13 protein-coding genes and 1 riboswitch are annotated in these 11,736 nt (G+C 53.6%); of the genes, 10 read left to right on the forward strand and 3 right to left on the reverse strand.

The window, feature by feature from the left end; genetic code table 11:
- The first annotated feature begins 12 nt into the window (after window positions 1–12).
- Complete coding sequence (gene gltA / locus H8710_RS04915; protein ID WP_249294298.1) at window positions 13–1,401, forward strand: NADPH-dependent glutamate synthase; 1,389 nt, start codon at window positions 13–15, stop codon at window positions 1,399–1,401.
- 212 nt (window positions 1,402–1,613) lie between these two features.
- Here the strand turns inward: gltA and H8710_RS04920 are convergent, their stop codons facing one another.
- From H8710_RS04920 to sigG, 3 genes are all read right to left on the reverse strand, one after another.
- A complete protein-coding gene (locus H8710_RS04920; RefSeq protein WP_249294299.1) occupies window positions 1,614–1,880 on the reverse strand; it encodes a DUF6809 family protein in 267 nt (88 codons plus the stop codon).
- Between the two features lie 151 nt (window positions 1,881–2,031).
- On the reverse strand, window positions 2,032–2,208 hold the full coding sequence (locus tag H8710_RS04925) for a ribbon-helix-helix protein, CopG family (RefSeq protein ID WP_249294300.1): 177 nt from the start codon (window positions 2,206–2,208) through the stop codon (window positions 2,032–2,034).
- A 259-nt stretch (window positions 2,209–2,467) separates the two neighbouring features.
- Entirely contained in the window at window positions 2,468–3,238 is a 771-nt protein-coding gene (sigG, locus tag H8710_RS04930) for an RNA polymerase sporulation sigma factor SigG (RefSeq protein ID WP_249294301.1), read from the reverse strand.
- A gap of 273 nt (window positions 3,239–3,511) precedes the next feature.
- Here sigG and H8710_RS04935 point away from each other — a divergent pair, with 273 nt between their 5' ends.
- From H8710_RS04935 to cobM, 9 genes are all read left to right on the forward strand, one after another.
- Window positions 3,512–4,612 carry an MGDG synthase family glycosyltransferase gene (locus H8710_RS04935; protein WP_249294302.1) on the forward strand — a complete coding sequence of 367 codons (1,101 nt, stop codon included), beginning with the start codon at window positions 3,512–3,514 and terminating at the stop codon, window positions 4,610–4,612.
- On the forward strand, window positions 4,612–5,646 hold the full coding sequence (locus H8710_RS04940; protein ID WP_249294303.1) for a lysylphosphatidylglycerol synthase transmembrane domain-containing protein: 1,035 nt from the start codon (window positions 4,612–4,614) through the stop codon (window positions 5,644–5,646). The genes H8710_RS04935 and H8710_RS04940 overlap by 1 nt, the downstream gene beginning before the upstream one ends.
- 147 nt (window positions 5,647–5,793) lie before the next feature.
- Window positions 5,794–6,000: riboswitch (cobalamin riboswitch) on the forward strand.
- Between the two features lie 331 nt (window positions 6,001–6,331).
- A complete protein-coding gene (locus H8710_RS04945; protein ID WP_249294304.1) occupies window positions 6,332–7,072 on the forward strand; it encodes an energy-coupling factor ABC transporter permease in 741 nt (246 codons plus the stop codon).
- Window positions 7,073–7,091: 19 nt separating this feature from the next.
- A complete protein-coding gene (locus H8710_RS04950) occupies window positions 7,092–7,391 on the forward strand; it encodes an energy-coupling factor ABC transporter substrate-binding protein (RefSeq protein WP_249294724.1) in 300 nt (99 codons plus the stop codon).
- On the forward strand, window positions 7,388–8,170 hold the full coding sequence (cbiQ, locus tag H8710_RS04955; protein WP_249294305.1) for a cobalt ECF transporter T component CbiQ: 783 nt from the start codon (window positions 7,388–7,390) through the stop codon (window positions 8,168–8,170). The genes H8710_RS04950 and cbiQ overlap by 4 nt, the downstream gene beginning before the upstream one ends.
- Window positions 8,171–8,242: 72 nt before the next feature.
- Window positions 8,243–9,094: an ATP-binding cassette domain-containing protein gene (locus H8710_RS04960; protein WP_249294306.1), complete on the forward strand. Its 852-nt coding sequence runs from the start codon at window positions 8,243–8,245 to the stop codon at window positions 9,092–9,094.
- Window positions 9,091–10,227 (forward strand): cobalt-precorrin-5B (C(1))-methyltransferase CbiD, encoded by a 1,137-nt coding sequence (cbiD, locus tag H8710_RS04965; RefSeq protein ID WP_249294307.1) that lies wholly within the window; start codon window positions 9,091–9,093, stop codon window positions 10,225–10,227. The genes H8710_RS04960 and cbiD overlap by 4 nt, the downstream gene beginning before the upstream one ends.
- The gene (gene cobI, locus H8710_RS04970; protein WP_249294308.1) at window positions 10,224–10,898 is read left to right on the forward strand and encodes a precorrin-2 C(20)-methyltransferase; all 675 of its coding nucleotides are present in this window, start codon (window positions 10,224–10,226) and stop codon (window positions 10,896–10,898) included. Before cbiD ends, cobI begins: the two co-directional genes overlap by 4 nt.
- 41 nt (window positions 10,899–10,939) lie before the next feature.
- Entirely contained in the window at window positions 10,940–11,698 is a 759-nt protein-coding gene (gene cobM, locus H8710_RS04975; RefSeq protein WP_249294309.1) for a precorrin-4 C(11)-methyltransferase, read from the forward strand.
- Window positions 11,699–11,736: the final 38 nt, after the last annotated feature.

An 11,736-nucleotide genomic window follows, 5' to 3' on the forward strand; every position in this document is an offset into this window, starting at 1 on the left:
TTTGGATAAAATATGGCAAACATGTCGCTCAAAAAAAACGAAATGCCGGTTCAGGACCCCAGCGTCCGCAGAAGAAATTTTGAGGAAGTGGCTTTGGGCTACACCCCGGAGCAGGCGGTGGACGAGGCAAACCGCTGCCTAAACTGCAAAAACAAACCCTGCGTCGGGGGATGCCCCGTTGCCATCGATATTCCCGCCTTTATCGCGAAAATCAAGGAGCAGGACTTTGAAGGCGCTTACCAGATCATCCACAAATCCAGCTCTTTGCCCGCGGTCTGCGGCCGCGTCTGCCCTCAGGAGACCCAGTGCGAAAGCAAATGCGTCCGGGGCATCAAAGGCGAGCCGGTGGCTATCGGCCGGTTGGAGCGTTTTGTGGCCGACTGGCACATGGCTCACAACAAAGAAGAAGTAAAAGTTCCTAAGCAGAACGGCCACAGGGTCGCCGTCATCGGCGCAGGCCCCGCAGGACTGACCTGTGCGGGCGACTTGGCGAAACGGGGTTACAAGGTCTCGGTTTTTGAGGCGCTGCACACCGCAGGCGGCGTTTTGGTGTACGGAATTCCCCAGTTCAGACTGCCCAAGGAGATCGTCGGCAAGGAAATCGACAATTTGAAGGCCATGGGAGTAGACATCGAGACCAATATGGTTATCGGCCGCATCGAGTCCATCGACGAGCTGTTCGATCAGGGCTTTGAGGCAGTATTTATCGGCACCGGCGCAGGACTTCCCCGGTTTATGAATATTCCGGGCGAAAACCTCAAGGGTGTCTACTCGGCAAACGAGTTTTTAACCCGTGTCAACCTGATGAAAGCTTACAAAGAGGGGAGCGACACCCCGATTCAGCACTCCCGCCACGTGGCGGTGGTCGGCGGCGGAAACGTCGCTATGGACGCGGCACGCTGCGCCATGCGTCTGGGAGCGGAGAAGGTGAGCATCGTCTACCGCCGCTCCGAGAAAGAAATGCCCGCCCGTCTCGAGGAAGTCGAGCACGCCAAGGAAGAGGGCATTGATTTCCACGTGCTGACAAACCCCGTTGAGATTGTAAACGACGGAAACGGCTTTGTCGGCGGTATGAAATGCGTCAAGATGGAGCTAGGCGAGCCGGATGAATCCGGCAGAAGAAGCCCGGTGGTGGTTGAAGGCTCCGAGTTCATCTTGGACTGCGACTGTGTGGTCATGTCCATCGGAACGTCCCCCAACCCCCTTATCAAAAACACGACGAAGAATCTGGAAGTCAACCGCCGCGGCTGTATCGTCACCCAGGACGACAGCGGCCTGACCTCCCGGGAAGGCGTTTACGCCGGCGGCGACGCGGTTACCGGTGCTGCTACGGTTATTTTGGCGATGGGCGCTGGTAAATCCGCCGCACAAGCCATTGATGAGTATTTGCAAGGTAAATAGCAGCAGAATTACCTCAAAATCCGCCGCACAGGCGATAGATGAATACCTGCAAGGGGAGTAGACGGCGGAATTAGTCCGAAAGCCGCCGCGGGTGAAGCGTAGGGGCGGCTATCAGCCGCCCGCCGACACCCGAATCAGCCCTGTGAAAATCAAGAAGAGAAAATAAATGATAACAAAAAGGAACAGTCAGTTTGACTGTTCCTTTTTTGGGGTTATTCGGACAGTATTTCCAGCATCAGCGCGCCGCCGAGACGGAAGCCGACGGTAAAATCGGATTTGGCTTCCAGAGAATCCAGTTCGTAGTCAGCGTAATTTAATTTGTCATAAAGTGTCCGTTGTTCGTCTGAAAGAGTTTTGTATAAGGCCTCCTCGGCTTTGACGGCGTTGTCGCTGACGTCCCAGTAATCAGGCAAGGAAGTTACCTCATGGCTGATGGAATCAATTAGTTCGTCGTATAAAGCTCCGATTGCTTCGTACATAGTTGTCACCTCGTTTTGTTTTTGGTGCACATACGCTTGCAAGTCGGGGCGACATGATGTATAATATTTCATGTACACCGTCTTGTGGCGGATGTGCCTTGGGGGGAAGCGGTGATTTCTTGTCACAGAGTTGCGCCGTTTCTCCCGCTTTTTAATGTAGGTCATCGTGTATCCGTTTGATTCCTTTGCGGACGACTTCGGAACGGCTGGTTTGGAGCTTCTCTGCACATTCATCCAGCAGTTTTACCGATTCATCGTCCAAGCGGACCCGAAACATGGTGTGTTTGGAATCAGGGGATGGCGGACGGCCTATTTTTTTCTGCGACATGGCACACCTCCTTTCAGTCGCTACAATTATTATAATATAGTAGCTACAGGAAGTCAATACATTTTTGAAAGAGTAGGGGCGGGGCTCTGCTCCGCCCGCCTTTCTTTCCGAACGTTCGCGGTTCATCGCGGGCGAACGCTGTTCGCTCCTACACCTGCAAATTGCCTGAGCCCCGCCCCTACATCGTTGTCAACGCCATAAAAAACAGCCGGTCGTAACAAACCGGCTGTTTTTCGTTTCTATCAACTGGGGAATCCCGTTACGCCTCTCCCTTGACCTTGGCAAGCGCCCCTTTTTCGAGCCTTGACACCTGGGCCTGGGAAATGCCGATTTCGTTAGACACTTCCACCTGGGTTTTCCCCTGGAAGAACCGCAGGGCGATGATCCGTTTCTCCCGGTCGTTTAATTTTGCCAGAGCGTCCTTGATGGCGATTTCGTCCACCCAGTTGCCGTCGTCGGCGGAGTCGGACACCTGGTCCATGACGTAGATGGTGTCGCCGCCGTCGGAGAAAATCGGCTCGTAGAGGGAAACCGGATCGACGATGGCTTCCAGCGCCAAAACCACCTCGTGCTTTTTAACGCCCATTTCGTCGGCGATTTCAACGATGGTGGGCTCCCGGCCCAGCTTGTCGGTCAGGCGCTCCTTGGCCTGCATGGCCTTGTAGGCGGTGTCTTTTAAAGAACGGCTGACCCGCACCGGATTGTAGTCTCGGAGATAACGCCGTACTTCGCCCACGATCATGGGCACGGCGTAGGTGGAGAATTTTACGTTTTGGGATACGTCAAAGTTGTCGATGGCTTTCATCAGCCCGATACAGCCCACCTGAAACAGGTCGTCCAAATTTTCGCCCCGGTTTGTAAACCGTTGGATAACGCTCAAAACCAGCCGCAAATTTCCATTAATGAGCTGGTCACGGGCGGTGGGACTGCCTTCGTGCATAGCTTTTAGAAGCTCCATTTTCTCCTTCTCTTTCAATACTGTCAGCTTAGAAGTGTTGATGCCGCAGATTTCCACTTTGTTACTGTACACTATTTTTAGCCCCCTTCAACCTTGTACCGTCAGTATGGACGGGTTTTCAGAGGAACATGCAGGAAATGTTCTGGCAAAAAATAGCAGTAGGGAAAAGAACCCCTTATTTTCCAAAAATTGATAGAAAGTTGAATTTTCAGGGTAAAATATTATCTATGGAAAAGATTTTTCAGTTTTTGAAGACAGGCGGACAAACGATTCGTTCTGTTAGTAGAACAAAACCTCCGGGAAAACGGTTTGACCAGAGAAATTCCCAGAAAGGAGTCAGTATCGATGAAAGCATTGATTTTGACAGCAAAATTCGGTATGGGGCATTATTCGGCGGCACAAAGCCTGAAATCCGACTGGGAAAGGAGCTTTCCCGGTTCTCAGGCGGTGGTAAGGGACATCCTCAGCTGCGCTATGCCTAACTTTTCACAGAAAATATATCAGTCCTTCGAGCTTTTGGTGCGGAGGGGGAGCAAGCTTTACAGCACCTTTTACAAGTTTTCCTCCCATGCGGAAAAGCAGCTCAATATAGCCCGATATCCTATGGGTGATTTTCTCGTCCAGTGCGCCAAGCGGCTCATTCGGACGGAGAAGCCCGACATCATCATTTCCACTATCCCAGTGGCGTCGGACATCATCACCGCCTACAAGGAAAAGACTGGCGACAACATTACCCTCGTTACCTGTATCACCGACATTTCGGTTCACCCTGAATGGGTGAGTACCGGAACGGACTACTATCTGGTGGGAGCCGAAAAGGTGAAAAAAGGGCTTGTGGGGCGGGGCGTTCCCGCCGAACAGGTTTTTGTCTACGGGATTCCGGTGCGGCAGTGTTTCAAGGGTCAGAAGCCCGCTGAGAGTTCCCTGAAAAAGCACCTGCTCATCATGGGCGGAGGGTTGGGGATGCTCCCAAAAGAGATGGATTTTTACGAGGAGCTCTCAAGTCTACCCGACGTGGAAACGGTGATCCTAGCCGGCAGCAACCGGGAGATTTACGACAAGCTCCACGGCAGGTTCCCCCACGTCAATGTAGTGGGATACACCAAAAAGGTGGACGAATATATGGGATGGGCGGATCTCATCCTCACAAAGCCCGGCGGCATCACCCTGTTCGAATCTATTCATTCAGGGCTACCCATGATGGTGGTTCATCCCACGCTGCCTCAGGAGCTGAACAACGCCAAATATATTGAACAGCACCATATCGGTCGGGTGCTCTGGAAGAGGCCCAAGAACCTGGCCACCGCCATATATGAATTTTTGATGGACGAGTATTCCCTTATGGCAATGCGCCGGAATATGGGGCGCATCCGTCAGGCTCTCGACAGCGGGGCCCTTCAGAAAATCATAGGGCAGGGGACAAAACGAGAGGAGAGGACGGCCTGATGCAGGACAAGAAAAAACATGCATTGAGTCTGATTGTTTGCGGAGGACTCATTGGGCTGACCCTCTTCATTTTTTTAAAGGATAACAGCCTGAAAGACCTGGCGGCAATTTTTAAGAGCATCGACCTGCGTTATGTGGGGCTGGGGCTTCTCATGATGCTGTGTTTCATCTGCTGCGAGGCGGTGAACAATACCATGATCCTCAAAACCATGGGCTATAAGCTGAAACCCTTGCAGGCGCTCAAATACTCGATGATCGGGTTTTATTTCAGCTCCATCACCCCGTCGTCCTCCGGGGGCCAGCCGGCCCAGGTTTATTTTATGAAGAAAGACAACATCGAAGTGGGGCATTCGTCCCTGTCGCTGCTCGTGATGGTCATGTTCTACCAGATCGCCATGCTGGGGAGCGCGCTGGTGCTGTTCATTTTGCAGGGAACTCTTATCAAGGATAACTTCGGCGGGGTGATTTACCTTGTCATCTACGGCACGGCGGTGAACCTGATCCTCATCGTATGCATCGGGCTGATGATATTCAAAAGCGGTTGGGTGCGGAAAGCGGTGATGGGGCTGATTCATCTGCTGCACCGCATCAAGCTCATAAAAAATGAACAGAAGTGGGTGGATATTGCCGATAAGCAGATTTCAGAGTACCGCCGGGGCGCTGACTACATCAAGAAAAATCCGAAACTGATGGTCAAAGTGCTCGTGATGACGGTGATTCAGATCAACGTCATGTACCTGGTGCCCTTTGCGGTTTATAAGGCCTTTGGGCTCAGCGGAAAATCCATTTTTGCCATGCTGGCTATTCAGGCGCTTTTGAACATCGCCGTGTCCTCGGTGCCGCTGCCCGGAGCGGTGGGGGCTTCCGAATTAGGATTCATGTCGGTATTTGCTGTCTTTTTCCCGTCCCAGCTCATTTTGCCCGCTATGCTCATTTGGCGCGGTATCACCTACTATTTTTACCTGGGAGTCGGGGCGGTGGTGACGACGGGAGCTCAACTTTTCGGGAAAAAAGCGAAACGGCTGCCGTCCTAGGATTTCGGCATGCGTTAATATAGAAAAAGGCTGGACAGGATTTCTGTCCAGCCTTTTTGATGATAAGGGAAACAGGAGAGGGCAGAAAGTTCATCATTCTGCCGTAATTTTATTGCCAATGAATGGAAATTATGGTACAATTAAAAAGCTTTAATAGTTGGTATCGGTTGCGCGGGAAGCCGCGCATTAAAAGGGAATCGGGTGCAAATCCCGAGCAGTCCTGCTGCCGTGTGGAAAGAGGACGCTTCCATGCGCTGCTTTGGCGGCGCGGCCACTGGGGGAAACCCTGGGAAGGCGGAAGATACAGTCTGCTGACGTCCGAGCCGGAAGACCTGCCGATGCGCTCCGCATCGCCAAAATGCGGAAGGCGGTAACTTCACAGTGTATGGGGTGTATCGTTTGCTTAAGGAAAAAGCGGAAAGAAGACGGGGTATTTGACCGAGAAGCCGGCCGGCGGGTTTTTTCTGGAAAAATACGGCTTTTTAGCTTTTCTGTCTGAGGAATATGCATCTGATCGCCAATATCGGCGCTATTGCAATGGATTTTCCTCATACGGAGCGAGGTTTTCTTTGCGTCTATTTTCGTGCGGACGAAAAGCCCCGGGTAAACTGTTCTGCTTCATAGCAGGGACGGTTTTCCGGGGATTTTTGTCGTTTTGGTAAGTACATCTATTGGAGGAAAAATCATGAAAACATCAAAAGTCCAGAAATTCGCAGTCGCCGTGGCGACGGCCCTCAGCCTCATGCTGCTCTTCCCGATGGTCAAGGGCCAGGCCATGCACATCGCCGAGGGGTATTTGGCCCCCGGGTGGTGCATCTTGTGGGGAGCCTTATGCCTGCCGTTTGTGGTGTGGGGCGTGTTCTCTATCAAGAAAAAGGTCGCTGAGTCGTCTAAGAACCTGATTCTGCTTGCCATGTGCGGCGCGTTTGCCTTTGTGCTGTCGGCGCTGAAAATTCCGTCGGTGACGGGAAGCTGTTCTCATCCCACTGGCGTAGGGCTGGGGGCGGTTCTGTTCGGGCCTGCAGCTATGGCGGTTATGGGCGTTATCGTGTTGCTGTTCCAGGCGATTTTGCTGGCTCACGGCGGCATTACAACGTTGGGCGCCAACACCTTTTCCATGGCAATCGTCGGGCCTGTCTGTGCGTTCGGCATCTATAAACTCTGCCGCAAATGGAAAGTCAGCGCTTCGATCAGTGTTTTTCTGGCGGCCTTTTTCGGAGACCTCATTACCTATGTAGTCACATCCTTCCAGCTATCATTTGCCTATCCCTCCCCCACCTTTGGAGAGGCTATCGTGAAATTTATGGGCATCTTTGCCTTGACCCAAATTCCGCTGGCTGTCTGCGAAGGGCTGCTCACGGTAGTCGTTTACAACGTACTGGCCAAATACAGCTCCAAAGAGCTCACTGCCCTGGGCGCCATGTAAGAAAGGAAGGAACATTATGATGAAACTTTGGCAGAAAAATCTGATTCTAATTGCGATTGTCGTCCTTATTGCCGTGATTCCGCTGGTGTTTTTAAAAGACGCGGAATTCGGTGGGGCGGACGGCCTGGCGGAAGAAGCGATCACCGAAATCGCTCCGGACTATGAGCCCTGGTACAGCTCCCTCTTGGAGCCCGCCAGCGGCGAGATCGAATCGCTGCTGTTTGCGCTTCAGGCGGCGCTGGGCGCGGGGGTAGTCGGCTTCGTTTTGGGACGGGTGACAGCCAAAAAACCGGAAAAAACAGAGGAATCAAAGCAGTGATCGCCATAGACGATTTGGCGTACCGCTCCAAGCTGGCGAAGGTGGATCCAAAGGGAAAACTCTGGTTTTCCCTTTTGCCTTTGGCAGTCTGCATTGCGTCAAAATCCATGCTGGTGAGTATTTGCACGCTTTTTGTCATGTCCGCCGCCTCCCTTTACTACGGAGCGGCGGGCATCAGGCGTTATCTGCGTCTTTTAATGGTGCCCGGGGTGTTTTTGCTGCTGGGGACGCTCACTATCATCGTCGGCCGGATTCCTGCCGGCGCCGAGATGCTCCTGGGCTTTGAGGCGGGTGGCAGCAGCTATGGGGTGACGGCGGAGTCGCTTCTGCGGGGCGGCAGGCTCATTCTACGTGCGCTGGGGGCTATCAGCTGTATGTATTTCCTCGCTCTCAACACCCCTATGAACGCATTGTTCGGCGTGCTGGAAAAAAGCCCGCTTCCGAGGATAATCGTGTCTTTGACGGAGCTTATTTACCGGTATGTTTTTGTCATTTGGGAGGAAGCCGCCGTCATGCGAGTAGCCCAGCAGTCGCGGCTGGGCTACCGAAATTTCAAAACAGCGATGATGTCCACAGGAACGCTGGCGGCGACACTGTTCATTCGGGCCTATCAACGGGTGGACCGGGCGCAGGCGGCGCTGGAATCGAGAGGCTGCCGAGGAGGGTGTCTTGACACGCTAACAGAAAAATACCGCCCCTGCAAGGAATTTTACTGGGCAGCGGGTAGTTTTGCCGTGGGGTTGGCCGGGTTGGAAATTATCTGCCGGCTGTTCTTTTGATTGTAATAACAGGCAGTTTGTGATAAAATAAAAAAATAGCCTTAAAAGGGCCGCCCAAAGGAGGGCGTTCAGTTGAATATTATTGAAACCAAAAATTTATGCTACAGCTATGAGGAGGGAAAGCCAGCCCTTGACAACGTGAGTATTTCATTCCCTAAGGGGAAATGCACCGCCGTGCTGGGCGGAAACGGGGCGGGAAAATCCACCCTGTTTTTGAATCTCAACGGGGTACTGACCCCGGACAGCGGGGAAGTTTTTCTGGACGGAGAGAGGATTTCCTACAGAAAAAAGGACCTGCTGGAGGTGCGGAGGAAAATCGGCATTGTTTTTCAGGACCCAAACGATCAGCTTTTTTCCGCCAGCGTCCGCAAAGACATCTCTTTCGGTGCGGTAAACCTGGGACTTCCCAAAGAAGAGGTGGAGCGACGGGTGGAAGAGGCCATCAGGGATACAGGAATTGCGCAGTTATCGGATAGGCCCACCCACGCTTTAAGTTTCGGGCAAAAAAAGAGAGCCGCCATCGCCGGGGTGCTGGTTATGGAGCCGGAGCTCATCATCCTTGACGAGCCCACGGCGGGCCTCGACCCGGAAGGGGTCAGCGGGATTATGGGCTTGCTGCAGAAAATTCAATGGGAAAAAGGTGTTACCATTGTCATCGCTACCCACGAAATGGATATTGTGCCGCTTTTCTGTGACTATGCTTATGTGATGGATAACGGCCGGGTGACGCTCAGCGGTACGCCGAAGGAACTGTTTGACGAGCCGCAAAAGCTCCGGGAAAACCACCTGCGCCTGCCTCGTATCGCCCATTTGATGGAAGTCCTGGGGAAAGAGGACAAGCTCCCTGTCGACAGGACGGCAGCTACTGTATCTCAGGGCCGCGCCGCTGTCAATAAACTGCTTAGAAAGGATTGGCCGTTGTGAGTGATTTCGCCGTCAAAGAGGGAAAAAAACTGCGAAAGGGTTACACCACTGGCGCCTGCGCGGCCGCTGCGGCCAAGGCGGCGGCCTTAATGCTCCTTTGCGGAGAGGAAATCCGCTTAGTTGAAATCGGCAATTCCCAGGGAGAACGGCTTTATCTGCCGCTTTCCGACTGGGAGTGGGCGGAAGGAGGCGCGGTTCGCTGCACCGTCGTCAAAGACGCGGGGGACGACCCGGATGTGACAAACGGCATCCGGATTACAGTGGGGGTGCGCAAGTGTGAAAGCGGAGTTTGGCTTTACGGCGGAGAGGGTATTGGCACTGTGACAAAACCGGGCCTGCGATGTCCGGTGGGGGCTAAGGCCATCAATCCAGGCCCACAGAAGATGATTCGGGCTGCTTTGACAGAAATTATGGAGAAAGCGGGATACAGTGGCGGTCTGGAAGTTCTCATTTCTGCCCGAGACGGGGCAAAAATCGCCAAACATACCTTTAATCCACATATGGGTATCGTCGGCGGCATTTCGATTCTCGGGACCACCGGCATCGTCGAACCCATGAGTGAGGAGGCTCTTATCAAAACCATCCAGACCGAAATGGACACTATATTGGCGGAGGGAGGGGAAAATCTGCTCCTCTGTCCCGGCAACTACGGTAAAGAGGTGGCTGAAGGTCAGCTGGGCCTGGACTTTACAAAGGGCGTCAAGTGCTCCAATTACATCGGGGAGACACTGGATTACGCCGTCTATAAAAAGGTGAAAAATATTCTGCTGGTGGGCCACGCAGGCAAACTTTCCAAGCTGGCGGCGGGCATCATGAACACCCACTCCAAGGTGGCTGACTGCCGATGCGAGATTTTTGCTGCTCACGCGGCGCTTTTGGGCGCGGATCGGGCTCTTATTGCCGCCATCATGGAGGCGGCCTCCACCAGTGAGATCCACAGACTACTATGTTTGTACGGGATGGCAGAGAAGGTGTGGGACAGCATCCTGCAAAAAATGCTCCAATATCTTGAGCGGCGGGTACACGAGATCTGCCGTGTGGAAGTGATCCTGTTCGTCAACGAGCACGAGATCGTCGTCCAGTCGAAGGGGGCCATGGAACTCTGCCAAAAACTGAAAGGGGAAGGAAATTGAAGGGAATTCTGTATGGCGTAGGGGTCGGGCCGGGGGACCCGGAGCTGTTGACGGTAAAGGCGGTCAAAACCCTGCAAAAAGTCCAATGGATCGCCGTGCCTGACACTGGCGGCGAAAAATCCGCCCTTTCCATAGCCGCCCCTTACATTGAAGGGAAGCCACAGATTTTCTGCCCCATGCCCATGACGAGGGATAAGGAAGCCCTCCGGAAAGCGCATGAAGAAAGCGCACTGCTTATTACTGAAAAGCTGGATATCGGGGAGGATGTGGCGTTTATCACTCTGGGAGACCCCAGCGTTTATTCCACCTATATGTATCTGCACCGGCTCATCCGGGAAGCGGGGTTTGATGCCCAGATGGTTCCGGGGATACCCTCTTTCTGCGCGGCGGCGGCAGCTCTCAATATCTCCTTATGCGACGGTGGAGAGCCGCTCCACATCCTGCCTGCTTCCTATGAGGGAACAGAGGAACTGCTCCAGCTGGAGGGGAACAAAGTGCTGATGAAAAGCGGCAGGAGCCTTGGGAAAGTGAAAAAAAGCCTCCAGAAAATGGGCCTTCAAGGCCGGGTTCAAATGGCGGAGTGCTGTTCTATGGAGAACGAGCGGCTATATGAGAGTTTCAACGAAATTCCCGACGAGAGCAGCTATTTTTCCATCCTCATCGTCAAATAGCGGGCGGTGATTTTTGGATTTTCGGAAAGGAAGAAGCATTTATGGTACACTTTGTTGGCGCGGGGCCAGGAGCGCCTGACCTCATCACCCTGCGGGGCAAAAATCTACTGGAACAAGCCGATGTGGTGATCTATGCTGGGAGCCTTGTGAATCCCGCCCTGCTCGAGTATGTGAAGGAAGGATGCGCCGTTTATAACAGCGCCTCCATGACGCTCCCCGAAGTGCTTTCGGTGATGGAGCAGGCGGAGCGGGACGGCAAAGACACGGTGCGGCTCCATACCGGAGACCCCAGCGTGTATGGGGCGATACGGGAGCAGATGGACGGCCTGGATGAGCGAGGCATCCCCTTTGACTGCGTGCCGGGGGTGAGCTCCTTCTGCGGCGCGGCGGCGGCCCTTCATGCAGAGTACACTCTTCCTGGCGTGAGCCAGACGGTGATTCTCACAAGGCTCGAAGGCCGCACCCCGGTCCCGGAAAGGGAGCGGATGGCGGCCCTCGCCGCTCACGGCGCGTCCATGGCGGTGTTTTTGAGCGCCGGCATGACCGAGGAGCTCTCCAAAGAGCTGATTGAGGGTGGGTATCCGCCGGAAACCCCTGCTGCCATCGTCTACAAGGCCACATGGCCGGACGAAAGAACGGTGCGGACCACAGTGGAAGGCCTTTCTGGGGCGGCGAAGGAAGCGGGTATACAAAAGACAGCGCTTATCCTTGTCGGTGGATTTCTGGGAAGCGATTATGAGCGCTCTAGGCTCTACGACCCCAAATTTTCCCACGAATTTCGGCAGGGAACGGCCGAATAGAGGCCCTGAATTCATTTTTTGAAAGGAGCGAATCGCAA

The organism is Fumia xinanensis, assembly GCF_014384905.1.
Lineage (GTDB): Bacteria > Bacillota > Clostridia > Oscillospirales > Ruminococcaceae > Fumia > Fumia xinanensis.